The sequence below is a fragment of the Klebsiella sp. Sb-30 genome, assembly GCF_057652795.1.
This window is the reverse complement of the sequence record NZ_CM172749.1, coordinates 1716776-1742170: the sequence shown is the minus strand read 5'-3', so window position 1 is coordinate 1742170 and position 25395 is coordinate 1716776. Positions and strand designations below refer to the sequence as shown.

Genomic DNA, 25395 nt, shown 5'->3' with positions numbered 1-25395 from the left:
ATTAATTAATGAGACAGGCCTAAACGTTCACCAGCGTATGAGCCATCTTTTACTCTACTCCACCACACCTCATTAGCCAGATACCATTCAACCGTTTTACGAATCCCACTTTCAAAAGTTTCCAGTGGCTTCCACCCGAGCTCTCTATAGATCTTATCTGCATCAATTGCATAGCGCATATCATGGCCAGGACGATCTGTAACATAGGTGATAAGATCGGTATATTGTGCGACGCCAGCAGGCTTAGCAGGAACAAGCTCCTCAAGTAACTGGCATATAGTCCTCACAACATCGATATTTTTGCGTTCGTTATGACCACCTATATTGTAGGTTTCGGCCACCTCACCTTCGGTAACGACTTTATATAATGCCCGGGCATGATCCTCGACATATAACCAATCACGGATCTGTCCACCATCACCGTAAACTGGAAGAGGTTTTCCATCCAACGCATTCAAAATGATCAACGGTATTAATTTTTCCGGGAAGTGGTACGGTCCATAATTATTAGAACAATTCGTCACAATTGTTGGAAGCCCATAAGTTCGATGCCATGCTCGAACTAAATGGTCACTTGAAGCTTTGGATGCAGAATATGGGCTACTCGGGGCATAAGGTGTTGTCTCAGTGAATAGGTCATCTGTTCCGTGAAGGTCTCCATAAACTTCATCAGTCGAGATATGGTGAAAGCGGAAATTTTGCTTTCCTTTCTCATCTAACTGATTCCAGTAAGAACGCGCGGCCTCAAGCATTGTATAGGTGCCAATGATATTGGTTTCGATAAATTCTGCCGGACCATCGATTGAACGATCAACGTGACTTTCCGCTGCAAGATGCATTACCGCATCTGGTTTCTGCTCACTAAAAATACGGTCAAGCTCGGCTCTGTCACAGATATTAATCTGTTCAAATTTATAACGTGAACTATCAGCAACTTCTTTCAACGACTCAAGATTTCCTGCATAGGTTAAGCTATCTACAACAATAACTTCGTCTTCGGTATCTTTAATTATATGACGCACGACCGCAGATCCAATAAAACCAGCACCACCAGTGACAATTATCTTCATGTTGTCCTCTTATTTCAAAATAATAAAAAGTAAAACTTTACTATATTAAACCTGTAAATTAACCGCAATATTAAAAATTCCAATAACGCTTATGCATGCTAAATGATTTAATCATACATTTAGGTAACTTTTCATATTGTTGTCCTAATTTATACCCTAATATCTTCATAAAGTTATTTATACATGCCAGAGGTATCCAATGAGGTGCATTCTTTAACAGGAATTTAATCTCAGACAATAGATACTTCTTCCCTTCTCCGCCGGCACCACCTATGCTTTGCCGAATCCAGGGTTCATCCTTATGGAAAACACCTATATCAAAATAACGTCTGAATTCTTCAGATGGCGTATAGTTATGAGAATGCTTTACTGCTGCTTTCGATGCATAAGCTACTTTATAGCCAGCCAACACAGCTTTTGCCGTAAAAAACATATCTTCACATAGAATCGTATTCGATGGAAACCCACCTAATTCTTTAAATATCGACAGCCGATATGCGGAAAAAGAATTCGACATGAATACGGTTTTTAAACCCATCTCTGGAATATTTTCTACTCCACAGACATATCCTTTTTCCGGATAGCTAAAACTTCTAGCATGCCGTGCTAATGGGTTGGCATCAGTATGAGGTAACTGTCGACCGTATGCACATGCAACACGGTCATCAGTAAATACAGACACTATCTCCTCAATAAAATTAAGTTGAGGAATAGCATCTTGTGTCAGAAAAATAACCACATCGTATTTATCTAGATATTTTTCGACGGCTTGATTTCTTGTCCCCCCGTGATTGAAATCACTTCCTGCAATGGTAAGGACATCAAAACCAGCCTGCTCTGCAATAGCAGCAGTATCATCCTCACTGCTAGAGTCAATAATGTGGACGAATAAATTTGGAGAGGCGTTCTTTTGAATATTAGCTACAGCCTCCTTCCATATTTCACCACCATTATAAGTAGGTATTGCTATATAGTATTTCATATCAAAACTCTTTATTTACTGATTTCAAAAAGATTTAATACGCACCATCTTTTTTCAATACCACTCCAATAGTCTTAAAAAGAATGGCTATATCATTCCACATCGACCAGTTTTTGACATACCATGCGTCAAGATAAACACGCGTTTCATAATCAACATCACTGCGTCCGCTGACTTGCCATAGGCCAGTCATCCCCGGTTTGCTTAGAAGATAGTAATCGACCTCGTCGTTATAACGCTCGAGCTCTGCTGTGATGATAGGCCGAGGTCCAACCAGACTCATTTCACCTTTAAGTACATTAAATAATTGTGGCAATTCGTCCAGACTGGTCCTTCTAAGAAATTTACCGATCTTGGTAATTCGTGGATCATTTTTTAATTTAAAAGTGGCATCCCATTCCTCTTTGGCCGCTGGATCTTTTTCAAGCAGCTCAGCTAAAACCTCTTTCGAATTTATAACCATGGAACGGAACTTGAGGCATTTGAAAGAGTGTCCCCCCTTCCCAATACGCTCATGCCCATAAATAGCTGGACCTCCATCTTTTTTTACTTTCCGGCTAATATAAATTAATGCAGGTGAAAGAATAATGATTATAGCTAATGATCCAGCTATATCAAAAAGACGTTTTAGAAATCGTGATGACCACTTTGCCAGGTTTTGTTGCACACGGAATATCATAACTTCATGGCTAAAAATAAAAGACATGTCTGTGCTATCAAGTGGCATTCCACGTAGAGTAGGAATAACTGAGACATAGCGATAGCCTTTGATCATGAAGTTTCTAAGCCATGTATTTCTTATTTCACTTTGGTGCGACTCTACTGCGACAATAAACTGTGTTTTTTTATCTTTTGTTGCTAACCAGCTTAAATCATTTTTTAACACCGGCAAACCATCAATTTTCTCACCAGCTTCGACTCCTCCTTCACTATGAATAAAGCCGACAATGATTAATCCCAGATTTCTCTCACTACTAATTGCTTTATAGGCCTCATGTGCATTTATACCGCTGCCTACAATCCATGTATCGCGACGCCACAAATTGAAAGCATCCAGGAGTCGTTTGGTTATCATACGTGAAACAGGAACCAAGAATAATACAAACACCCAAGTCAGGACCCACAAATAACGAGAAAATGACCAGGTAGTGAATGCCATAACCGCAATTTCAATAATGGCAAATATCACTAATGTTCGAAGGATTTCTTTTAATTCAAACCAAAACGTCTTGCGATAGAAATAATGTCTCAACCGCATTGAATACCATGCAACACAGCAGAAAGCCAATAATAAATGTAATGCAATCCATCCATCAGTTTGACTTGCAGGAATTATTTTATCGTAATCACTTAGAGTGATAGATAACAATCCCATAGCCAAGTATATAGATACTGTAAAACTAAGAAAATCAGACAGGGCAAGAGCCACGCTGACCAAAACATTTCTACCGAGAAGCGTCATGATTCCCTCTCAATGTTTATAACGCATATTTTTAGAAACTATTAATATTAATTGAAAATAGAGATAAGAGAGAGCTGGAAGGGGCCGGACCTTTAACAGTCCGGCAAAAATTCTTAAGATTATTTATCGTCGGTATAAGAATAACCATAGTGACTATAGCCATAACCGTAATAGCTACTTGCCTTCTTAACCACACCATTAAGAATACAACCTTTTACTATTACTCCACTCTGCTCAAACCGCTTGAAACTAACCTCTAGTTCTTTCGCTGTATTTTGTTCGAAACGAGCTATAAGAAGTGTTGTCCCTGCATAATTACCAATAATAGCGGCATCAGTTACTGCGAGAATTGGCGGGGTATCAAGTATGACGATATCATAATGTTGGCTCGCCCATGTTATCAATTCCCCAAATCTCCGGTGCATAAGCAGTTCAGCTGGATTTGGTGGAGCGATTCCTCGTGAAATGAAATCGAATCCAACCTGAGAAATATTTTTTACTGCCTTAGATAACTCTGTTTTTCCTGAAAGAAAATCAGACAACCCATTATCGTTTGATACACCAAATAGTTTATGGGTATAACCCTTCCTCATATCAGTATCAACAAGAAGGACCCTTTTCCCTGTTTGCGAAATAACTGCTGCAAGATTCGTACTCACAAAAGTTTTACCGGCGTTAGGACTGGCTCCAGAAATCATTAATACATTATTTCGAGCCTCCATCATAGCGAAATGCAAACTGGTACGTAGTCCACGAATCGCTTCAATAGCTAAATCAGCCGGATTTTCGACCGCCAGAAATCCTTGAAATTCAGAATTCCCTTTTTTTCTCCAACTAGGGGTCTGAACCATTTTCTTTGCAAAAGCTTCTGACACAGGGATACTTGCATACACATTAATGCCTAACTCTTCAAGCTGTTCTGGACTTTCAATCCCTCGTCTTAGAAATACCCGAAGTAGTACGATACCAAAGGAGGCGATAACACCTAATATTATACCTGCAAGAAGAATAAGTACTTTCTTTGGTTTTACAGGTTTTGGTTGTGCTACTGCATTATCTATTATTCTTACATTACCGATAGCACTGGATTTTGCAATACTTAATTCCTGCTGACGATTTAATAGCTGCATGTATACAGCTTGCCCTGAATCTACATCCCTACTCAACCGTAAAATATCCTGTTGTGTTTTAGGCATTGCAGAAACACGTTGATTAAGCTTACTTTTTTCATCTTGTAAGGTTTTGCGCTTTTCCATCAGCGCCTTATATGTAGGATGTTCTTTTGTATATAGTTGCGATATTTCAGATTCACGGAAAGTCAATTCATTGAGTTGATTATCAACATTGACAATTTGCTCAAGTACCGATTTTGCTTCTAGAGATAAATCAACTGAATCTTTTTGACGACGATACTGATTCAGCTTATCTTCTGCAACATCTAGATCAGCTCTTACTTTAGGTAACTGTAGATTAAGAAAATCTAAACTTTTCGCATCCTGTGCTGCCTGACGAGCAATATTTTGAGCTAAGTAGTTGTTGCTTATACTATCGACAATTTTGACAATTAAATCTGAATTATCACCAGTTAATGATAAGGAAAGCATTCCTGTATCTTTACCTTCATCAACAACTGTAAACACACTTTGCAAATCAGTAATAGCTTTAAGTTTACTTACGTAAGAAATTGTAAACTCAGTACCAGGTTCTGCTTCAATAGAATCGACCTTCAGTGAAAGATCTTTTCCCTCTAATAACTCTCCTACTTTTCCATCTATTTTTTTACCGTTGTAATTTATTACATAATGTAAATGGTCCTTAACAAGTAATTCTAACTCCGGCGTCTCATTCCCATCGTCCGGCATATACAATCTAGAAATAGATATCCGTCCAGGTTTTTCCCCCATTAATCGTGCCCATCCTTTTCCAAACACGGGGAAATAATCTTGGACTGCTTTAGCTTGAAGGTTGAGATCACTAACTGTTTTCCCAAGAATCATTCTAGACTGCAATAACGTTATTTCAGGCGCAGAACTTGGTTGGCTATCTGGTAGCATCTGGCTTAGATTGCTGAGAATGGCATTCCCTTGCTTTTGCTCAACCTGAATCAAAGCATCTGCTTGATATATTGGTGTTGCAAAAAGTGCATATATCAGTGCAATTAAGGTGAATAATGCAGTAACAGAAATAATAAGTTTTCTATGATCTATCAGCTCGCCGACTAAGCGCCCTAAATCGATCTCATCTGCATCTTTTGCGACAGATTTATTTGTAACTGGAGACATGCAATAATCCCTGATAGTTATGCGCCTAATTTCTCAGCCCAGAGCAAGCCAGCTTGCTCTATCAATTGATATACAGAAGCGAATGCTTCTTCACTTTTACGGTACGGATCTGGGATTTCTCTATGGCCCAACCACTGACCAAAAAGCATAGTTTTTCCTCTTGCTTCTGGAGCTATGCGGCCAATTTGCTCGATATGCGATCGTTCCATCACCAAAATCAACTCATAGTGTCGTGCAAGTGAAGATGTGAATTGCTGGCCTTTATGACCCTCCAGAGAAAGGCCATTCAGAGCTGCAACTTTAATCGCACTGCTATCCGCTTCATGATCCACTAGTGCACCAGTACCAGCAGAATCTATTTTTTTCTCCGGTAATGCCCTTCGCAAAAAACGTTCGCCAATTGGGGAACGGCAGATATTACCGGTGCAGACTACTAAAATGGAATCAAACATAGTTATGGCCACGTCCTAATAAATTTTGCGGTTTCGGTCATATCATGAACACCACTAATTGTAGGTACCAACTGAGACACAACGCGATTCCAACGAACCAACGGAGCAGTAGTAACGTAGACAATATCATATGGCTGCAACTGGAACTCAGTACCTAACACCATAGCCGAAGCATCTTGTGCGTTCAGTTGATAGATATTGGCAATTTTTCCCTGCTTATCTCCTTTCAACTGACGAACGACAAAGACTCCAGTTGCATCGCTCAGTGCTTGAGAGATGCCTTCCGCATTACCCAATGCTTCTGCCAGTGTCATACCACTGCGATCCATCTTCATGGTACTTTGTTTGCCAACTTCGCCCATCACAAAGACTTTAAGGTCATCGTTACGTGGGACAAATAAAATATCTCCGGGATATAAGAGATGATTCTGAGTTAAATCCCCTTTCTGCATTAATGCATACAAGGAGATTTTGGTATCTTTACCATTATGTGTGAGAACTACATTTCGCCAATCTGCATCCGTTGCTAAGCCTCCAGCGGCATTAACAGCATCCATTACTGTTAGAGGGATATTGGTGATGGGCTGTTGACCAGACTTCGCTACTTCCCCTGTTACATACACTTTCTGCGAGCGAAATGCAGCGATACTTACATCAACCTGCGGGCTTTCAATATAAGTAGTCAGACGATTCGCGATCTCCTGGCGTACTTGACTCAAAGTTTTTCCGGCAACCTGAACTTTACCAATATACGGATAGAAAATCGTGCCATCAGCATTTACCCAGTTACCAGTGTCGCTGGCGCTGCGATATTGCCCGGCAGGTGTTGTTAATTCTGGGTGATCCCACACTGTCACCATTAGCACATCGCCGACGCCGATACGATACTCGTAGCTTTTGAGTAAATTATCCAGTTGCGGGTTTGGCTGTGCCATCACCGTAGGCGTGCGTAGCTGATCGATCAACCCTGGCGTCATCGGGTAAACATTGACCAGCTTATCCAGATCGTAATCACTATCGGGTAACTCAACAACATTCTTACGCAGGCTATTTAACCCCTGTCCTGGCATAATAGTACAACCCGCTAACAGCCCTATTGCCAATGCTAAAGCCGAAAATCTAACCATTTTTTTCTTCATAGTGTCACATCATCAGTAAACTAAAAATTCTTATTTCTGAGCCACATAACGTCCGCCAGTTTGTTCGTAGCTGGCTTCATGCAGACAATGGTAAATAAACTAAGTCCATTCTCTGATTGTCCTGTAGCATTCAGCCTATAGACTAAATGGGATCTCGATCCCGGCGCTTGCGCCAACATCATCGCTATCGCTATGGTCAGCATTGGTATACCACAGCGAGGTGTTCAGGCGGACAGTCTTATAGACATCCCCACTCCAGCCCAGTTGTACACCTTTCAATGTATCTGCATGCGGGAATGCTTTATTAATTGATTGATCTTTAGGATTCACCTTGGCATAGACCAGGCGAGTGCTCCAGCGCTGATTATCTTCGGTAACCAGTTCAACTTTACCGGCAAACAGCTGACCGTCGCCCCCCATAGCATCGCCTAACGGATAACCCTGCTGATAATAACCATCGGTATAAATATGGTGGTTATAACTATAATTTGTTCTAGTCATATTTGAGCGCGTATCATGCGCTTCTAGATACCAGTTAACCGCATCTTTCCCCCAGCCGTGGTGCCCTTCAATTCCGCCCAGATACATATTGGCCGAAGGCAGATAGCCGGATTCATCTTCCCCAATCATCTGGCCATACAGGCTCACCGGCCAGCCCAGAGTTGGCTCGAGCTTCAGTTTAAAATCAAATCCCGCTAGCTGGTTACCGGGTTCATTAGCAGTACCGGTATTATCCTTGCCAGTAAAACCATCCCAGAAACTGCTAAAAGATTGAGGGCGCCCCTCTCCTCCCCACTGCATAATACGTGAAGCCCCTAGTTCCAGAGACTGGAATGGGGAGAAGGTCAAACGGCCGCCGATAATCTTGGTATGCGGCACGGCAGTATATTGATTCATCTGGCTGGCGGAGATCTGATACTGCCATGGACCAATCCAGCGCAGCCACCAGGTTTCCGGTGCGGCCTGCTCGGCGCGCTGCATCAGGAATCCGGTCATTGGCCTCGCAGCATCGCCGCGGATCAGGCTCCCTTCATAGCCCGGTCCCCACCACTGCGGCATCTGGCCAAACGACAGCCATTGGTTCCAGAACTTCACCGCGCCGTACGCGCCGTTGGCATTGAACCGGGAGCCGTTGCTGATACGCTCACCGCCTTCCACATTGCCCTGCAGATGAACATCCCACCAGTCGCCGCTGTTATTAAAGGCCAGCGATAGCGAGTTATCCGCCGGTTGGCTTTGCGCAAAGCCCTGCGGGGTTCCCGGTTGATCGGTAGAGGTGTAGCCGCTGACCCGGAAATCAGCCTTCAATGAGGAAAGCCGCTGATTAATACGCGCCAGCACCACCTGTTCAGAAGAATAGGAGGGTTTAGCCTTTTTTAACGCCCGGGTAATCTCTTCCTGGCTCAGGGGCCAGGTCGAAAGGCTCAGCTGGATAACTCCCCGGTCAGAAAGCCAGGCAAGATCGTTACGCAGTTCGTTATCATTGAGTACCAGACCAGAGGCATAAACCTGCGCACTCACCGATGTCAACAGCCCCAAAGCAAGTGCAAGACGCGCGATTTTCATCATTATACAAGATCCATTTTTAGCCCCGTTTCCGCAAGCTGGCGAGTCATGGGGAAATATGAGTTTAGAGAGCGCACGCAGACGCCAGTCGTAGTATGTTTGTTCAGCAGTGATGATGCAATAAGCAGTACCTTTGAACGTAATCAGCCACGCAGTATTTGAAATGTCAGTGCAACAGCCAAAGCGCCAACGACTCCCCTCACACCGATCACCACCCACCATGGACATGAGCTATCTCAAGTTGGCCAGAGGGATAACACGCTGTAGAGTCAGAAAGATTGCCGATTATATACGGTGCTTGCGGATAATCATCCGTCGCAACCGGTTTTAGGAATTTCGAACATATAGAAGATGACTGCAGAATTGACGCTGGCGGTTTCGATACGCTACCGCCCTTGGCTTAACAGCTACCAATGCACTGTACTTCATTTATACATTTTTGCTGGCACAGCGCCCGCGTGATTATTAGTCACTGACAATATTTTTGCGGCATCAAGTTTACGAGATTCTGCCGGCAAATGGGAGTAAAAATGACAACTATTCGCTTATCAAAACAACCCAAACCGACTCCTCCGACAAGCGGACGACACCTCAATAAGATTGTTTAATAATATCTCGCCGATCCAGCTCAAGATGCATGCTTACGCACCAAAACCAAATCAACACTATGTTTTTTAAGACTTTTATCGGATGAGTATATTAACCACGTTAATTCTCGTCACTTCCGTCAACTACAAAAATTAATACCTGCCATTCATTTTTTATACTTGACAAACATAATTTAATTTCAAGAATAAGGGGCAGCCTGTCTATTTAGGATTGTTCTCAGCCACGTTATTTCCTGTGCCAGCAAAAATATTGCTGCAGAATGTAGTAGCAACTATTTATTTCACGAATATGAATGTACGAAACCGGGACTGATTCTATTATTTTCTCTGGTCCCATTCATCGTCAGCAGCACATTCAGTAAAAACGCTTATGCAAATCCGCGCGGGTAAAGGGCTTTTCCAGCGGACCCAGCTTAACGGCTATTTCACCCAGCAGAGACTGAGTTGGCGCTTTAGCGCCGGTATTTAGCAGCACGACGGGGATGATAATCAGACTGAGCACCCCGCCCCAGGAGAGCTGTGCATCGACCACACGCGACGAATTCCGCTGCAGCAGCAGAAACAGCGCGCTACCGCAGGCGCCAAGCAGCAGCCCGGCAATCACTTCCGATGGGGAGTGGGCATGAATCGCCAGACGGGAATACCCCACGAGGCCAGCCAGCAGATACCCCATCACCATGGCAATCCGGCGTAAAGCAATGCTACCGCGTGCGCAGAGCAGCCATAAGAAGATAGGCCAGAAGGCGGTAGATAAAGCGGTATGCCCGCTAAAACCGGTGAAATCTAACTCGCGGATGCCGATGCCCCAGCCCATAAACGCCAGTTTTGATGCACTGACGATGGCGCCGGTAATACCAAACAGCAATCCCCATTGCCAGGCAATCTGTCTGGAAGGCCTGCGCAGAAATAAAACCATGAACACGGCTGCCGCGCTGGGTAACAACACGGTACTATCACCAAAAAAAGAGACCCACTGCCAGTTCATTTATTTTTCATCCTTTGACGATTTTCCAGTTCGCAGCGCCTTTGTCCATGACGTTGGTATGGGCATACACATCCGATAACTTCACATTTTTATGCATGCATCACTGTTGTTTAATGCGTAAGCATGATCTCAGTCAAGTTTTATTTTTTTATGACAGCCAGCGGCAGGCATATTTTTTTAAGAAGATTCCGACTAACTCATTATTAGCAAACATAAAATTATGCTACTCCGACCATTCCATCACAGGAGGGCCAGCACAGCAACCAGATGTCTCTGAAGTCGCTTTTTGTTTACACATTAAGCGTGTTTCAGCAAATCAGCATAACCATCTGATTTATATTGATTAATATTTATCTAAAATAGCCTTATTTAATCCGCAGGGCTGTCTACAGAAGCATGCAACATCGCGGACTTAAGCCACATACTTCTGTAAACCCTACATTTTCACACTTCTGAAATCCGGCAGAGCCTATTTACGCGAGTAACTTCTTAATGCTCTCGCGGAATTTCGTGCCTTCTTTATGGTTACGCAGCCCGTAGTTTACGAAGGCCTGCATATAGCCCATTTTTTTACCGCAGTCGTAGCTATCGCCGGTCATTAACATCGCGTCAACGGGCTGCTTTTTCGCCAGTTCAGCGATCGCATCGGTCAGCTGAATACGGCCCCATGCGCCAGGTTGAGTGCGCTCCAGCTCGGCCCACACATCGGCGGAAAGCACATAGCGTCCTACGGCCATCAGATCGGAATCCAGGGTCTGCGGTTCGTCAGGTTTCTCGATAAACTCGACGATCCGGCCAATCTGCCCTTCTATGTTCAGCGGGTCTTTAGTCTGGATCACGGAATACTCCGACAGGTCGCCGTCCATTCTCTTGGCCAGCACCTGGCTGCGCCCGGTTTCATTAAAACGCGCCACCATCGCCGCCAGGTTATAGCGCAGCGGGTCAGCGCTGGCATCGTCCAGCACGATGTCCGGCAGCACCACAACGAACGGATTATCTCCGACGATCGGGCGCGCGCAGAGAATAGAGTGTCCCAGCCCCAGCGGCTGCGCCTGGCGTACGTTCATGATAGTCACGCCCGGCGGACAGATTGCCTGTACCTCAGCCAGCAGCTGACGTTTAACACGCTGCTCAAGCAGCGCTTCCAGTTCATAGGAGGTATCGAAATGGTTTTCCACGGCATTCTTAGACGAGTGGGTAACCAGTACAATTTCCTTGATGCCTGCCGCCACAATCTCGTCGACGATATACTGAACCATTGGCTTATCAACGATTGGCAGCATCTCCTTCGGAATCGCCTTGGTGGCCGGCAACATATGCATCCCCAATCCGGCTACCGGAATAACTGCTTTCAAACTTGCCATTCTCATATCCACCCATATAGTGATAAATCTTCGATACCCGCCTGATTACAGGTTCCCCTGGTATCAATCTATGATATTACCGTTTTGCTATCAGTCCGACTTCCAGCAAAATTCCGAAACTACATGTTTCATCAGAGAATACACTCAAAGTATTAGCTCCGACAGAGCGGTTTAAGAAAATTCTGATGACTCAGGAGTCATATGGCGCACTGCCTCAGGATTTTCCTCTGCACTTTCTCCACCCGCAGGACTTATCGCTGTATTCCCGGCAGAGAATACTGTAGAAGAAGCGTTTAGATAATGCGTAAAATGCAGAAAAAAAGAGGGTTTATTCCCATGAACACCAGGACATAATTCATAAAAATAATCTGAATACACTATTTTCAATAGAAAATAGCGCAGAAAGCTCACCGCTGCGCTCATCATGCCCTCCTTCACCTGTTGCCCGCTATCCATGTCATCCATCGGCACTGGCTTTTACACCTGATTAAAAGCTGCTGATATCGTCTGATTAAACAAGATATTTTGCAAGCCACGACATTCAGTAGTATGAAAACCTGGATCGCTACTATTGAGTGATTGAATCGGGTGTTTACACCTCTGCTTCTGAATTCGTCTGATTTTCATACTTCGGTTTGGTCAGAAGGGGCAATAACCGCCATTATTGATCCAGTGCACTCTCTGCAAGTTTATATTCAGTCGTCCACAGTCATATCTTTTATTAATAAGCTTATTTGCATAAAAAATAAGCGCGCACGGCTATAATTCATGCAGTTTAATATTGCCAGCCGCGGCATTTCTCCCGTCCCCGCGCCAGCCTGACATCATAAGACGAGAATATATTGCAATTTATCGGTCGCTTATCCATGATCGTCGGATGGCACTCTCAGGTAGTATAGGTTTTAGCGAATGATGGAATGGATTGCCGACCCCTCAATTTGGGCCGGTCTCATAACGCTGGTGGTTATAGAGCTGGTCCTCGGTATTGATAACCTCGTTTTTATCGCGATCCTCGCGGAAAAGCTCCCTGCGACTCAGCGTGACCGTGCGCGGGTGATTGGCCTGCTGCTGGCGATGCTGATGCGTCTGCTGCTGCTCGCCTCGATCTCCTGGCTGGTCACCCTGACCAAACCGCTGTTCACCTACCACGATCTCAGCTTTAGCGCGCGAGATTTGATTATGTTGTTTGGCGGGTTATTCCTGCTGTTTAAAGCGACTGTTGAGCTCAATGAGCGACTGGAAGGCAAAGACAGCGATAATCCGGTTCAGCGCAAGGGCGCGAAGTTCTGGGGAGTGGTCGCTCAGATTGTGGTGCTGGATGCCATCTTCTCCCTCGATTCGGTGATCACCGCCGTCGGCATGGTCGACCATCTGGCGGTGATGATGGCAGCGGTAGTTATTGCCATGAGTTTGATGCTGCTCGCCAGCAAAGCGCTGACGCGTTTTGTCAACAGCCACCCGACTATCGTTATTCTCTGTCTGAGCTTCCTGCTGATGATTGGTTTCAGCCTGATTGCCGAAGGGTTTGGATTCCCCATCCCGAAAGGTTATCTGTATGCGGCCATTGGCTTCTCCGTCATCATTGAGTCGCTGAACCAGCTGGCGCTGTTCAACCGCCGTCGCTTCCTCTCCGCCAATCTCACGCTCCGCCAGCGCACAACCGAAGCGGTGATGAATCTACTTAGCGGGCATAAAGAACACGCCGAGCTCAGCAGCGATACGGCAGCGCTGATCGACAGCCAGGCCGATAACCCGCTGTTCAACCCCCAGGAACGCCGGATGATTGAGCGGGTGCTTAATCTCAACCAGCGCACCGTCAGCAGCATTATGACCTCGCGCCATGATATCGAGCATATAGACCTTAGCGCCCCGGAAGAGGAAATTCGCGCCTTGCTGGAGAAAAACCAGCATACCCGACTGGTCGTCACCGGCGGAAATGATGATGAAGATCTGCTCGGTGTGGTTCACGTCATCGACCTGCTACAGCAATCGCTGCGTCATGAACCGCTCAACCTGCGCGTCCTGCTTCGTCAGCCGCTGGTGTTCCCTGAGACGCTGCCTCTGTTGCCAGCGCTGGAGCAGTTCCGCCATGCCAGGACCCATTTCGCTTTCGTGGTGGATGAGTTTGGTTCCGTTGAGGGGGTAGTGACCCTGAGCGATGTGATGGAAACCATCGCCGGCAATTTACCCAACGAAGCTGAAGAGATTGATGCCCGCCACGATATCGCAAAAAATCCTGACGGCAGCTGGACCGCCAATGGGCATATGCCGCTGGAAGATTTAGTGCAGTACATTCCCCTGCCGCTCGATGATAAGCGCGAGTATCACACGATTGCCGGTTTGTTGATGGAAAATCTGCAGCATGTCCCCGAAGCGGGAGAAGAGGTGAAAATCGGCGACTACATCGTACGTACGCTGCAGGTCGAGAGCCACCGGGTACAGAAAGTGCAGATTATCCCGCCGCCGCGGGAAGATGAACTGAGCTACGAAGTGTAATCCCCGCAGTCGGCAGATACGCCCCGCTGGCGCTACGCTTACCGAGGCTACAGGGAGAGTCCGCTCAGGTAGCCCGGATAAGGCATTAGCGTCGCTATCCGGGAAAACCACCGTGATAACCTTTCAACCTGTATCTGTCCGCTTCCCCGGTGGCGCTGCGCTTACCGGGGCTACAGGGAGAGTGCGATCAGGTCGCCCGGATAAGACGTTCGCGCCGCCATCCGGGAAAACCATTGTGGTAACCTTTCAACCTGCATCTGTCTGCTTCCCCGCTGGCGCTACGCTTACCGGGGCTACAGGGAGAGTCCGCTCAGGTAGCCCGGATAAGGCATTAGCGCCGTTATCCGGGAAAACCACCGTGATAACCTTTCAACCTGCATCTGTCCGCTTCCCTGGTGGCGCTGCGCTTACCGGGGCTACAGGGAGAGTCCGCTCAGGTGGCCCGGATAAGGCGTTCGCGCCGCCATCCGGGAAAACCATTGTGGTAACCTTTCAACCTGCATCTGTCTGCTTCCCTGGTGGCGCTGCGCTTACCGGGGCTACAGGGAAAGTCCGTTCAGGTTGCCCGGATAAGGTGTTCGCGCCGCTATCCGGGAAAACCATTGTGGTAACCTTTCAACCTGCATCTGTCTGCTTCCCCGCTGGCGCTGCGCTTACCGGGGCTACAGGGAGAGTCCGCTCAGGTAGCCCGGATAAAGCATTAGCGCCGCTATCCGGGCCGGTAAAGTCGCTCCACCGGTCAATCCCGGTTAGTGTTTCTCAAGCAACTTCTTCACTTCTTTCCCGTCCTGGCTGTTTTTATTACGTTCAATCCAGTCATTAAGCCGCTGTTTAGCTTCATCCTGCAGCTGTTTACGCAGTACCTGGTCAACCTGCAGACTGTAGCTCAGCGCCTGCCATTTCCCGTAGATACGCAGCGGAATTGCGGTCTGTTTGAGCTTGTCGATAAGCTTGCTTTCGCCTTTCCAGCCGCCCAGCACGCGCACGTTAAAGCGCATATCGCACTCTTCTTTCAGCAAATTCAGGTCGCCCTGCCCGGTCAACGCCATCATCTCTGATTGCCCCTGCAGGCTATGCAAGGTGACCTGTCCCTGCGCCAGCTGCAGCTCGCTGCTCATGGCATCGAGGCGGGTCGCGTTGTCGTAATTTTCCTGCGCCTGCACATTGGTGCTGCGCTCAACGGCCTGCTGCACGAGCTGCTGGAAGTTAAGCCCTTCAGTGCGGGTATTCGCCATCTGTATCTGCGCATCCCCTTGCCAGCGACGACGGAAATCGTCGGCATCAATTCTTTCGCCGGAGAAATCTCCGCTTAAAGAGAGCTTACCGGTCAGATTGAGCGAATAGTTAAAGGCTTTCAGGATGGTGGCAATCTCAACGTTATCCAGTTTGGGCTGGAAAGAGGCTTGCGAGGTCTCTCCCCGCGCGTCGAGGGTGCCGGGCAACGATATCAGGCCGCCATCCAGTTCGCCCTGAAGCTGGTTGATGGTCAGCAGTCCGAGCTGATTACTGATGTCGCTTTTCACCTGAGTAAAGGTCATCCCACGCCACTGAAGCTGGTCGGCCGTCAGCGCCATATGGGCGGTAAAGCCGCGCAGGCTGTCGTAATCTTCCTGAATATCGCTGTCGGCAATCACCGGGCGCAGCTGCCTCGGCTGGCTTTGTCCCTGCTGGCTGGCGCCAGAGTCCGTCGCCGGTGAACCGTGCGTCAGCAGACTGTCGAGGTCAAGAGTCGTGGCGTGAAGATTGAGATTCCAGTCGGCCCGGTCGCCTAAAATCACGCTGGCGTTGCCGGCAATCGTGCTGCCGTTCGCCGTCAGATTGAGGTTATCGAAGCTCAGCTTTTTCTCGTCCTCCTGCCAGTTCGCCTGCATACTGCCCTGCCCGCTCACCCCGTTAGCCGGCAGCTCGGCGCCGCGCAGCTGCCAGTCGAGCCGGGAGATGTCAGCCTTCAGAGAATGCGGATAGTCACCGCCCTGAACCTCAGCGGTGAAAGAGAGCGCCAGATCGCGCTGATCGCGGTTGATTCGCCCGGCAAAGTCGAGGGTCGCGTGATGATGTTCATCTTGATCCATCTGCAGACGAATATCGCGCACGGTCACCTGTTCGCCATCTTCATGCTGGAAAAAGAGGACGCTGTCCACCACCTGCAGCTGCCGCACGTCGTAGGACCAGCCGCTGTCTTCTGCCACCAGCGGCAGCGGATTATCATGAGGAACTACCGGCGCATCCTGGCCGCGAACGGCCTCGGTTTTCGGCGTCAGCTGAATGACCGCGCCCTTGAGCATCACCTGTTTGACCTGCAGCTGATGGGAAATCAGCGGCATAAGGGCGACATCGAGACGCATATTGTCCGCGCGCACCACCGGTTCAGCCGCCCCCGGCGCCGTCAGCGTCATGCGGCCGGAAAGAATACTCAGCTGCGGCCAGACGTGCCAGCGCAGCGGGCCATCGAGTTCGAGCTGATAACCGCTACGTTCCGCCACCTTATGCACCATATAGGCGCGAAAATCGTTGGGATTGACCAGCAATACCAACGCGGTCAGCCCGGCGACAACCACCGCCAGCAAGATCATCAGCGTCGTCAGAATTCGTCTCATGGCACCCTCAGTACACCGCTTACGTTATCAATCCTTGTCGATTCGGCTCGCCACCGCGCCCTGCTGGTCGCGATATTTGGCGTCTTCACGGCGGTTATAGGGCCGTGCCGCAGGGCCTGACAGCGGTTCAAAACTCAATGCGCCGATCGGCATCCCCGGACGCAGCGCCAGCGGCAGCTTGCCGGAGTTAAAGAACTCGAGCACGATGCAGCCAGACCAGCCGGGATCGATACGGTGAGCGGTGACGTGCACCATCAGCCCCAGACGCGCCAGAGAGGAGCGTCCGTCCAGCCAGCCAACCAGATCGGCCGGTAGCGTCACCGACTCATAGGTCACCGCCAGCGCCAGCTCTCCCGGATGCAGATAGAAGGCTTCGCCTTCCGGCAGCACGATCTCTTCGCTCATCACCCGATCCAGCGCCGCGGTCACTTCCGCTTTTGGCCCGCTCAGATCGATAAAGGGCGCCGTGTGGCCGCGAAACGTGCGGAATTTATTCCCCAGCCGAACGTCTACGGTCGCGCCGTTAATACGTTCAATGGGCGGGCGCGGGCTGATAGATAGCCGCCCCTCATCCAACCAGGCTTCTATATCTCGGTCGCACAGACGCATGAGCTCTCTCCTTTATGGCATCGCGCCCCTACACCTTCCGGGGCTAAGGGCAATTTGGGTTCTCTTTGCACGTTACACAATTCGTCTGTGTTATTCAAAGAACTGGCTGATTTTTGCCTTCAGAATATCAATCGCGATGCGGTTTTTACCGCCGCGAGGCACAATAATGTCGGCATACTGCTTGGAAGGGTCAATAAACTGCAGGAACATCGGACGAACCGTTTTCTGATATTGCGCCATCACCGAGTCCATCGAGCGCCCGCGTTCATTCACATCGCGCTTGATGCGGCGCATCAGGCAGATATCCAGCGGCGTATCAACGAAGATCGAGAAGCTCAGCTCATTGCGCAGGCGAACATCCGTCAGCAATAAAATCCCTTCGAGGATGATCACTTTCTTGGGTTCAATGTGGATCGTTTCCGGCATACGCGTATGTTCAACGTAGCTGTAAACCGGTAATTCAATCGGCTGGCCGCTTTTCAACATCTGCAAATGTTGAAACAGTAAACTGTGATCCATCGAGCTGGGATGGTCATAGTTCGTTTTAACACGCTCTTCCATCGACAAATGACTTTGATCTTTGTAGTAGCTGTCTTCCGGAATAACGCCAATATGTTCATCACCAACCTGTTCACGCAATTCGCGATACAGCGTGCTGGCGATAAGACTTTTTCCCGAAGCCGATGCGCCGGCGATACCTATAATGACGCACTGATGAGACGTATCAGTCATAACTTTTTTGCGACCTGATTAACCTGGATGTATATACACATAACCCTTCGAGCTGCCGCCACGTGACTCGGCTTGCAGCCTCGCCCCTGTGGGGTTTGTTCAAAACGCTAACGAGTTTTGAGGCGCATCTCGAATAATTTCATGTATTGGAAGGGTGACGTTTGACCGTCAAACGCGGCAATTATAGGGATTTCAGCGCGTCGATACCAGTGATATGCACCCTGCATGGCTATTCCTCAGTCGGCGCCCATCCTTCGCTATACCAGATATGCAACAACGCATAGGAACGCCACGGCTGCCAGCGGCTGGCGTAACGGGCAATGCGCGCCGGGGTCATACCGCTAAACCGCTGCTTAATCAGGTAATCATCCGGCAGAAAAATGTCCTTCGCCTGCCAGCCGCGCAGGGCAAAATAGCTGGCGGTCCAGCGGCCGATACCGGGCAGCGTTTGCAGCTGTTTCATCCCGGCCTCAATGTCGTCCGGCGCCGCCAGCGGCAGCTGACCGTCAATCACCGCCTGCGCCAGATGGATCAGGGCCTCGGCGCGCCGCAGCGACATCCCCAGCGCTTTAAGCGCTAACGGATCCGCTCGCGCCAGGCTTTGTGGTTCAGGAAAGAGCCTGTATTCCGGCGCCTCCGCCAGCGTTTCCCCGTAAGCCGCCGCCACTTTTGCCGTCAGCTTCGCCGCCATCGCCACGCTGACCAGCTGCCCCAGCACCGCGCGCACTCCTTGTTCAAAGGCATCAAGCGATCCCGGCAGGCGCAGCCCAGGACGCGCGCTGGCCAGCGCGCCCAGCGTCTGGGCCACCCGATGCGGGTCACAGGCTAAATCAAACAAGCGCGCAACCCGGTCGTGGCATGCATCGGCCACCGGCTGCAGGCCGTCAGATAAGGTTACGCGTAATCCCTGCGCCGCCATATCGGGCTCAACCACGATCAGGCCGCGATGGCCCGCGAGGGAAAAGCTGCGGGTGTAACGCCCCGCGCTGAACGTTTCAATACCCGCCACCGCACGGGCGCGTAGAAAACCGAATATCCATTCCGGGTCGTAGGGGGCGTGCCAGGGTAACAGCGTCATCATTTCTCCTTCTTTAATTGCCTCAATGATAGACGCTCCACGTCCGACATACCTTGCTTTTAAATTCCAGTTGTCGCCGTGGCGGCAATCCGCTAAAGTCGCCCCCCTTCTTCACTGGCATGGGGATTTTTCAGGTCATGTTTATTGGTTTTGACTACGGAACCGCCAACTGTTCGGTTGCCGTAATGCGCGATAACCTTCCGCAATTGTTAACGCTGGAAAACGGCAGCAAGCTGCTGCCATCAATGCTGTCGGCGCCGACCCGCGAAGCGGTCAGCGAATGGCTCTATCGCCATCATGACGTGCCGACCAACGGCGCTGAAAACCAGGCGCTGCTGCGTCGCGCCATCAACTATAACCGCGATGAAGACATCGACGTCCTCGGCAACAGCGTCCAGTTCGGTCTGGCCTCGCTGCATCAATATGTCGACGATCCGGAAGAAGTGTACTTCGTTAAATCCCCGAAATCGTTCCTCGGCGCCAGCGGCCTGAAGCCGCAGCAGGTTGCGCTGTTTGAAGACCTGGTATGCGCCATGATGCTGCATATTAAACAGCAGGCGCAGACCCAGCTTCCGGAGACGATTGACCAGGCGGTAATTGGCCGGCCGATCAACTTCCAGGGGCTGGGCGGCGATGACGCCAATGCCCAGGCGCAGGGGATCCTCGAGCGCGCGGCGAAACGCGCCGGTTTCCGTGACGTCGTTTTCCAGTTTGAACCGGTTGCCGCCGGGCTGGATTTCGAAGCGACGCTCAGCGAAGAAAAACGCGTACTGGTCGTCGATATCGGCGGCGGCACCACCGACTGTTCGCTGCTGCTGATGGGGCCGCAGTGGCGGCAGAAAGCCGATCGTCAGCAAAGTTTACTCGGCCACAGCGGCTGCCGCGTCGGCGGGAACGATCTCGACATCGCGCTGGCCTTTAAATGCCTGATGCCGCTGCTGGGGATGGGTGGCGAAACTGAAAAAGGGATCGCCTTACCGGTGCTGCCGTGGTGGAACGCCGTGGCGATCAACGATGTGCCGGCGCAAACCGATTTCTACAGCAGCGCCAACGGTCGTTTGCTCAATGACTTGCTGCGCGATGCCCGCGATGCCGATAAAGTGGCGCTGCTGCTGAAAGTCTGGCGCCAGCGTCTGAGCTATCGCCTGGTGCGCAGTGCGGAGGAGAGTAAAATCGCCCTCTCCGCGCAGGAGCAGGTGACCGCCGGGCTGCCGTTTATCGGCAATGAACTGGCCACGGCTATCAGCCAGCAGGGACTGGAAGCGGCGTTGAATCAGCCGCTGACGCGTATTATGGAGCAGGTTCAGCTGGCACTGGACAACAGCCGCGAAACGCCGGATGTGATCTACCTGACCGGGGGGAGCGCCCGCTCACCGCTGATTAAGAAAGCGCTGGCGGCCCACCTGCCGGGTATTCCGATCGCCGGCGGAGATGATTTTGGCTCCGTTACCGCCGGTCTGGCCCGCTGGGCACAGGTCGTTTTCGCTTAACGTTCACGGGGCAGCCCTGCCCCGTTTTCCTCTGTGGCTTCTCCTCCCGGAACGCCACCGCCGAAAATCGCGCCATGGCATAAATCAGCTTCCCGGAAATGGGCTCTCGCCAGGCAAACATGCACTCCCAGCGGTTTTATCATCGCCCTGCTTTCCCGGCAGTAGCGTTTTATATCGCAGCATAGCCAGAGCGACATCATGTTACCCTGTTTGGGGCTCGTCATGCCAGATACCCTCACCGCGCATGCCTTGTCTGACGCGGCGTAGCGAACAGGTCTGGCCGGTATGACCTGCTGCAAATAACGCTGGTACAATCTCCCCGCCCCCTGCAGAATGCTGTGCCGTCTGAAACTGCGCTTTTATTTCCCGACATCCGGGGGGACCGCCTGTGCATGTCGCAGACATGATTGATTATTCCAGTCACCGTTATTCATCCATGCCGCAGGGGGGAGTTTGAATCGTATACGCGCCGTTCCTGGCTTCGCCGCGTCGTTCGCCTGGGGCTACAGAGTGCTCTTCTGGGTCGGCTTTAGCATTGCGGCCAGCCTGTCGTTTTCTTCCCCCGTCGCGGCGCAAAGTCGTCAGATTGGCATTGATATTCCCGTGCAGTGGGTGACCGATATTGACGGGTCGATGACGCTGGAGGCGTTTCTCGCCCTGCCGGAGAGTAAGCTCAATTCGGGGCAGCGCATCCCCTCATTTGGCTACTCATCGAAAACGTACTGGTTTAAGAGCCGCCTGCCGGCGGCCGATTTTGACGGTGAATCTCGCTGGCTGCAGCTCGGCCCCTCCTTTATCGATCATCTCAGCGTTTTCTATCGTCCTGCCGGCAGCGATCTTCCGTGGACGCACAAAGAGTTTGGCGACCACGCCTCGACCCGCGATAGCGACCTGGACTATCGTGAAAGCGTTCTGATCTTACCGCCGCCCCCTGGCGACGCGGGATACGAGATGGTTTTTCGCCTGCGCAGCAGCAGTACCCTGATTCTGCTGGCGACACTCTCTTCTCCACAGGAGTTTGTCAGCAACGCAACCCGGGATACCGCATTCTGGAGCTTCTATTTTGGCCTGGCGGCGATTGCCAGCGGAATTGCCCTGTGGCTTGCCTTAGTGTTACGTCGCCGCCTGCTGTGGGGAATATGCCTGTTTTCCCTCAACTATCCGCTGGTGGCGGCGCTACACGGCTACCCGGAATGGTTTTTTGGCGATGCCGTTCTCCCCGTGCAGGATGCGATGATCAGCTACCTGTCATTGCTCAGCTACGCCACCGCGCTGTGGTTGCATAGCGAGGTTTTTGATCTTAAAAACAATATGCCGCGCCTGCACCGGCTGCTGCTCGTTGCTATTGGCGTCAATATTGTGCTTCTCGCCAGCGTGCCCCTCGGCTTTTACGGACAGGCCATGCAGATCGAGGCGGCGATGTTCTTTATTGCCGCGCCGATTCTGCTGATCACCTCATGGCTGCTCTGGCGACGCAAAGCCATCGATTTAAATACGCTGCTGTTGGGACTGCTTCCGCCCGTCTACGTGGCCTCCGCCGCGCTGGTGCTTCTCTCGATACACGGGGTGATCCCTTTTCATAACACCATCTATTCCGCCTGGCAGTACGCGCTGATTGTTCATATTGTCACCGTCCTTATCATTGCGGTCCTGCGAGTACGGGCCGAAAATCGCAGGCTGGTGCAAAAACAACAGCTGACGCGCGAACTGCAGATCGAACGCGAAGCAAGCTTTCATCAACGTCAGTTTATGGGGATGGTGGCGCACGAGTTCAGAACGCCGCTTTCGGTTATCCAGGCCGCGCTGGAGAACCTGCGCCTGTGCTCTCCGGAGCCGGCGCAACGGCCGCGCCTGGACCGCATGCAGCGCGCCACCACGCGTCTGGTTCAGTTAACCGATAACTGTCTGGCCGATGCCCGGCTCTCATCCAGCGCGCTGCATGTCGATAAGCAAAATGCCGATCTGCTAGCGGTCATTCGCATGGCGGCAACAGTGGTTGAACTCTCGTCAAACCATTTTCTGACGATCACCCTGGCCGGGCGCACCGTCGACGCGACGACCCGTTCGCCCCCCCTCTTTGCCGATAGCGCGCTGCTGTGCATTGCGCTGGCCAATCTCCTGGACAATGCGGTGAAGTACACGCCGTCCGGCGAGATTGCGATTGCCATTCGCCCAAACGCGAACTGCTGTGAAATTGCGATCCGTGACCAGGGACCGGGTATTGCCGTCGATCATATCGACCAGATCTTTGAGCGTTACCGGCGCGGCGCAGTCCGCACCGCGACGCCCGCCGGCACCGGTCTTGGACTGTATGTCGCCCGGCAAATCATACAAGCTCACGGCGGTGAGCTTTGGCTGGCCAATAACGGTCCGACGGGATGCGAATTTGCGCTCACGCTGCCCCAGGATGACCTACCACAGCAGAAGGGTAAATCATGACATTACGCGTGGCCATCATTGAAGATAGCGCCGATCTCCTCGATGAACTGCTGGCCTTCCTGCGCTTTCGCGGCTTCGACGCATGGGGGGTACACAGCGCGGAAGCCTTCTGGCGGCAGCTGCATCGTGACCCGGTGGATATTGTACTGGTTGATATTGGCTTGCCTGGCGAAGATGGCTTCAGCGTTCTGGACTATCTGCATGAGCTTGGCGAGTACGGGCTGATTGTGATGACGGCCAGAGGGCATGAGCAGGATAAACTGCAGGCGTTCAATCTTGGCGCAGATTTCTATCTCATCAAGCCGGTGAATTTTTCCGTTCTGGCGGAGACCATCCATGCGTTGGGCGCCCGGCTGATGCAGCAACACCCCGGCTCCCCGGTCGCGGCCCCCGTAGCCGAGAAATTAGCCTCTTCATCCTGGGTACTGCAGCCGGAAAACCTGGTGGCGCCGTCCGGCATAGCGCTGCCGCTGACCCAGCAGGAGCATCGGATGATGGCGCGCTTAATGCGCAATCCAGGCGAGGTCTGTCGCAAGGTCGATCTGCATGCGTTTCTTTTCCCCGATGAAATTGAGGCGGAGCTGCACCGCATTGACGTGGTGATCAGCCGACTGCGCAACAAAGCGCGACTGCACGGGGTAACGTTGCCCATCCGGGCCATTTTTGGCAAAGGCCTGGCGTTTATTCCCTGAGGTTTCTCATCGCCGTCGTGCCAGCGGGCAGACGCACTCTTCGCCAGTTTTATTATCCATAAGTTATTCATTTTGCTGTTGTTGTTAATTTTTCTTATTTTTTGAGAGAAATGAGAGAAATGAGACTGACAGTGAATTAAGAATTTTCTTACATTGACCTCATGCCGCAAATGTCGTGACCGAAATCAGCCATGCTGCGGAAGGGGAACGCGCCCCCCCTTTCGCACTAGCCAACCTGCGGACAGGCGGGGTTTAACCCTGCCAGGGTTTCGTTCAAGGCGGCGACGTTACGCGAATATTCTCTGCGGCAGACGCCGCGACGCTAGCAGCTTCACGCGGAATAACAGAATAATAATATTCGCATTCACGCCGAGGCGTATTTATCACAGCATAAAACTCAGTTAAGGATTATTCATTATGGCCTTACAAACGTGGCTGGCCTTATTGCTATGCCTGTTTTTCCTCGCTGTCTCCGTTTACAGCCTTATTTCTTATATAAAAGACAGGAGAAAAGAGCGTATTCCTTTCGCGAACAGAAAAATGCGCAGAAAATAATCGTGGCAGCCTCCTGCCACTGCCGTCGTGGTTATGAAAGGTTATTCTTCCGTTCATAAATACGATATTCCTGAGACACGGCAATTGCCGTAAACGCCCGAAAGGTTGCTCGCAGCATGGCTATATGCCAGTGCCGCAGGATAGTCACGTCATGAGAAAAATAAATATCGCGATTATCAGCCGCAACACCTTCCTCAGGGCGTCGCTAATGGCAATTATCCACGATCTCACCCGGGCCAGCGACGCCCTGACGATTGAGTTCAGCGGTCACTCCAGCGAGTTGTCCGCGCAGGACATCATCATCGCTGAGATTCTCCCGGGTGAGATTCACCTCTGTAATACCAGCATTAAAAACCGTAAGAAAAACAGTTCAGTGATCATTTTGCACCGCTATGATGAGCTGCCGGAAAAGACGCGGATCGTCAACTGCCTGAAAGATGTCACCTTCGTTCCCGTGAGAACGGTCAATATTGACAGCCTGCGTGAGATTATTGGCCGGGCGCTCGCCAGGAGTGAAGAGCCGGAGTCAAAACGGGCGCTCGACTCAACATCAATATGCGCCAACTGCCCGCACAAAAGCCTGTCGCCTTCGCAGGTCGTCGTTGCCCATGGTCTGATGAATGGCTTTGATATTGGTAAAATTTCCGCCCTTCATCAGCTCAGCCCGAAGACCGTGATTTATCATAAAAATCAGATCATGGAAAAATACGGACTGAATAATCATTATGACTTCTTTCAGTTCATTAGCGTGTTAAAAGAACGCGGATAAAATCAATCAGCGCATCTGCACGCACAAT

20 protein-coding genes are annotated in these 25395 nt (G+C 50.4%); 6 read left to right on the top strand and 14 right to left on the bottom strand.

Translation table 11 applies throughout. The features are described from left to right. Window positions 1-5: 5 nt before the first annotated feature. The 10 genes from rffG to AC236I_RS08140 all read right to left on the bottom strand — a co-directional run bounded on the left by rffG (window position 6) and on the right by AC236I_RS08140 (window position 12381). The gene (gene rffG, locus AC236I_RS08185) at window positions 6-1070 is read right to left on the bottom strand and encodes a dTDP-glucose 4,6-dehydratase (protein ID WP_487608744.1); all 1065 of its coding nucleotides are present in this window, start codon (window positions 1068-1070) and stop codon (window positions 6-8) included. A gap of 70 nt (window positions 1071-1140) precedes the next feature. Beyond that, window positions 1141-2052 carry a glycosyltransferase family 2 protein gene (locus AC236I_RS08180; RefSeq protein ID WP_487608743.1) on the bottom strand — a complete coding sequence of 304 codons (912 nt, stop codon included), beginning with the start codon at window positions 2050-2052 and terminating at the stop codon, window positions 1141-1143. Window positions 2053-2086: 34 nt separating this feature from the next. After that, window positions 2087-3514: an undecaprenyl-phosphate galactose phosphotransferase WbaP gene (gene wbaP / locus AC236I_RS08175; RefSeq protein ID WP_032686780.1), complete on the bottom strand. Its 1428-nt coding sequence runs from the start codon at window positions 3512-3514 to the stop codon at window positions 2087-2089. 119 nt (window positions 3515-3633) lie between these two features. Further along, window positions 3634-5796, bottom strand: coding sequence for a polysaccharide biosynthesis tyrosine autokinase (locus tag AC236I_RS08170; protein ID WP_487608742.1), 2163 nt, complete (start codon window positions 5794-5796; stop codon window positions 3634-3636). A 17-nt stretch (window positions 5797-5813) separates the two neighbouring features. After that, window positions 5814-6248, bottom strand: a complete 435-nt coding sequence (locus tag AC236I_RS08165) for an arsenate reductase/protein-tyrosine-phosphatase family protein (RefSeq protein WP_487608741.1) — start codon at window positions 6246-6248, stop codon at window positions 5814-5816. 2 nt (window positions 6249-6250) lie between these two features. Then, window positions 6251-7387 (bottom strand): polysaccharide export protein, encoded by a 1137-nt coding sequence (locus AC236I_RS08160; protein WP_032686777.1) that lies wholly within the window; start codon window positions 7385-7387, stop codon window positions 6251-6253. Window positions 7388-7522: 135 nt separating this feature from the next. Further along, entirely contained in the window at window positions 7523-8956 is a 1434-nt protein-coding gene (locus AC236I_RS08155) for a capsule assembly Wzi family protein (protein ID WP_032717906.1), read from the bottom strand. A gap of 960 nt (window positions 8957-9916) precedes the next feature. Next, a complete protein-coding gene (locus AC236I_RS08150) occupies window positions 9917-10546 on the bottom strand; it encodes a phosphatase PAP2 family protein (RefSeq protein WP_032717907.1) in 630 nt (209 codons plus the stop codon). 473 nt (window positions 10547-11019) lie between these two features. Then, entirely contained in the window at window positions 11020-11916 is an 897-nt protein-coding gene (gene galF, locus AC236I_RS08145) for a UTP--glucose-1-phosphate uridylyltransferase GalF (protein ID WP_072003726.1), read from the bottom strand. 165 nt (window positions 11917-12081) lie between these two features. Next, the gene (locus AC236I_RS08140) at window positions 12082-12381 is read right to left on the bottom strand and encodes a hypothetical protein (protein ID WP_487608740.1); all 300 of its coding nucleotides are present in this window, start codon (window positions 12379-12381) and stop codon (window positions 12082-12084) included. Window positions 12382-12822: 441 nt separating this feature from the next. Here AC236I_RS08140 and AC236I_RS08135 point away from each other — a divergent pair, with 441 nt between their 5' ends. After that, window positions 12823-14406: a TerC family protein gene (locus AC236I_RS08135; protein WP_128621078.1), complete on the top strand. Its 1584-nt coding sequence runs from the start codon at window positions 12823-12825 to the stop codon at window positions 14404-14406. Between the two features lie 749 nt (window positions 14407-15155). Here AC236I_RS08135 and asmA read toward each other — a convergent pair. From asmA to alkA, 4 genes are all read right to left on the bottom strand, one after another. After that, entirely contained in the window at window positions 15156-17003 is a 1848-nt protein-coding gene (gene asmA / locus AC236I_RS08130) for an outer membrane assembly protein AsmA (RefSeq protein WP_048023780.1), read from the bottom strand. Window positions 17004-17030: 27 nt separating this feature from the next. Further along, complete coding sequence (gene dcd, locus AC236I_RS08125; protein WP_004864592.1) at window positions 17031-17612, bottom strand: dCTP deaminase; 582 nt, start codon at window positions 17610-17612, stop codon at window positions 17031-17033. Window positions 17613-17702: 90 nt separating this feature from the next. Then, window positions 17703-18344, bottom strand: coding sequence for a uridine kinase (udk, locus tag AC236I_RS08120; RefSeq protein ID WP_004864593.1), 642 nt, complete (start codon window positions 18342-18344; stop codon window positions 17703-17705). Window positions 18345-18573: 229 nt separating this feature from the next. Beyond that, on the bottom strand, window positions 18574-19422 hold the full coding sequence (gene alkA / locus AC236I_RS08115) for a DNA-3-methyladenine glycosylase 2 (protein ID WP_048023778.1): 849 nt from the start codon (window positions 19420-19422) through the stop codon (window positions 18574-18576). Window positions 19423-19559: 137 nt separating this feature from the next. Here alkA and yegD point away from each other — a divergent pair, with 137 nt between their 5' ends. The 5 genes from yegD to AC236I_RS08090 all read left to right on the top strand — a co-directional run bounded on the left by yegD (window position 19560) and on the right by AC236I_RS08090 (window position 25367). Next, on the top strand, window positions 19560-20912 hold the full coding sequence (gene yegD, locus AC236I_RS08110) for a molecular chaperone (protein ID WP_032717933.1): 1353 nt from the start codon (window positions 19560-19562) through the stop codon (window positions 20910-20912). Window positions 20913-21422: 510 nt separating this feature from the next. Further along, complete coding sequence (locus AC236I_RS08105) at window positions 21423-23351, top strand: sensor histidine kinase (RefSeq protein ID WP_211843898.1); 1929 nt, start codon at window positions 21423-21425, stop codon at window positions 23349-23351. Beyond that, the gene (locus tag AC236I_RS08100) at window positions 23348-24043 is read left to right on the top strand and encodes a response regulator transcription factor (RefSeq protein WP_032717909.1); all 696 of its coding nucleotides are present in this window, start codon (window positions 23348-23350) and stop codon (window positions 24041-24043) included. The genes AC236I_RS08105 and AC236I_RS08100 overlap by 4 nt, the downstream gene beginning before the upstream one ends. A 417-nt stretch (window positions 24044-24460) precedes the next feature. Continuing rightward, on the top strand, window positions 24461-24598 hold the full coding sequence (locus AC236I_RS08095) for a small membrane protein (protein ID WP_054829388.1): 138 nt from the start codon (window positions 24461-24463) through the stop codon (window positions 24596-24598). A gap of 151 nt (window positions 24599-24749) precedes the next feature. Then, window positions 24750-25367, top strand: a complete 618-nt coding sequence (locus AC236I_RS08090; RefSeq protein WP_015583893.1) for a helix-turn-helix transcriptional regulator — start codon at window positions 24750-24752, stop codon at window positions 25365-25367. Window positions 25368-25395 lie beyond the last annotated feature (28 nt).

Coding starts and splice junctions, on each gene's coding strand:
- udk (WP_004864593.1), bottom strand. CDS start 18,344: ATGACTGATACGTCTCATCAGTGCGTCATTATAGGTATCGCCGGCGCA.
- AC236I_RS08155 (WP_032717906.1), bottom strand. CDS start 8,956: ATGATGAAAATCGCGCGTCTTGCACTTGCTTTGGGGCTGTTGACATCG.
- wbaP (WP_032686780.1), bottom strand. CDS start 3,514: ATGACGCTTCTCGGTAGAAATGTTTTGGTCAGCGTGGCTCTTGCCCTG.
- AC236I_RS08180 (WP_487608743.1), bottom strand. CDS start 2,052: ATGAAATACTATATAGCAATACCTACTTATAATGGTGGTGAAATATGG.
- dcd (WP_004864592.1), bottom strand. CDS start 17,612: ATGCGTCTGTGCGACCGAGATATAGAAGCCTGGTTGGATGAGGGGCGG.
- AC236I_RS08170 (WP_487608742.1), bottom strand. CDS start 5,796: ATGTCTCCAGTTACAAATAAATCTGTCGCAAAAGATGCAGATGAGATC.
- yegD (WP_032717933.1), top strand. CDS start 19,560: ATGTTTATTGGTTTTGACTACGGAACCGCCAACTGTTCGGTTGCCGTA.
- galF (WP_072003726.1), bottom strand. CDS start 11,916: ATGAGAATGGCAAGTTTGAAAGCAGTTATTCCGGTAGCCGGATTGGGG.
- AC236I_RS08100 (WP_032717909.1), top strand. CDS start 23,348: ATGACATTACGCGTGGCCATCATTGAAGATAGCGCCGATCTCCTCGAT.
- rffG (WP_487608744.1), bottom strand. CDS start 1,070: ATGAAGATAATTGTCACTGGTGGTGCTGGTTTTATTGGATCTGCGGTC.
- AC236I_RS08165 (WP_487608741.1), bottom strand. CDS start 6,248: ATGTTTGATTCCATTTTAGTAGTCTGCACCGGTAATATCTGCCGTTCC.
- asmA (WP_048023780.1), bottom strand. CDS start 17,003: ATGAGACGAATTCTGACGACGCTGATGATCTTGCTGGCGGTGGTTGTC.
- AC236I_RS08095 (WP_054829388.1), top strand. CDS start 24,461: ATGGCCTTACAAACGTGGCTGGCCTTATTGCTATGCCTGTTTTTCCTC.
- AC236I_RS08090 (WP_015583893.1), top strand. CDS start 24,750: ATGAGAAAAATAAATATCGCGATTATCAGCCGCAACACCTTCCTCAGG.
- AC236I_RS08150 (WP_032717907.1), bottom strand. CDS start 10,546: ATGAACTGGCAGTGGGTCTCTTTTTTTGGTGATAGTACCGTGTTGTTA.
- alkA (WP_048023778.1), bottom strand. CDS start 19,422: ATGACGCTGTTACCCTGGCACGCCCCCTACGACCCGGAATGGATATTC.
- AC236I_RS08135 (WP_128621078.1), top strand. CDS start 12,823: ATGGAATGGATTGCCGACCCCTCAATTTGGGCCGGTCTCATAACGCTG.
- AC236I_RS08160 (WP_032686777.1), bottom strand. CDS start 7,387: ATGAAGAAAAAAATGGTTAGATTTTCGGCTTTAGCATTGGCAATAGGG.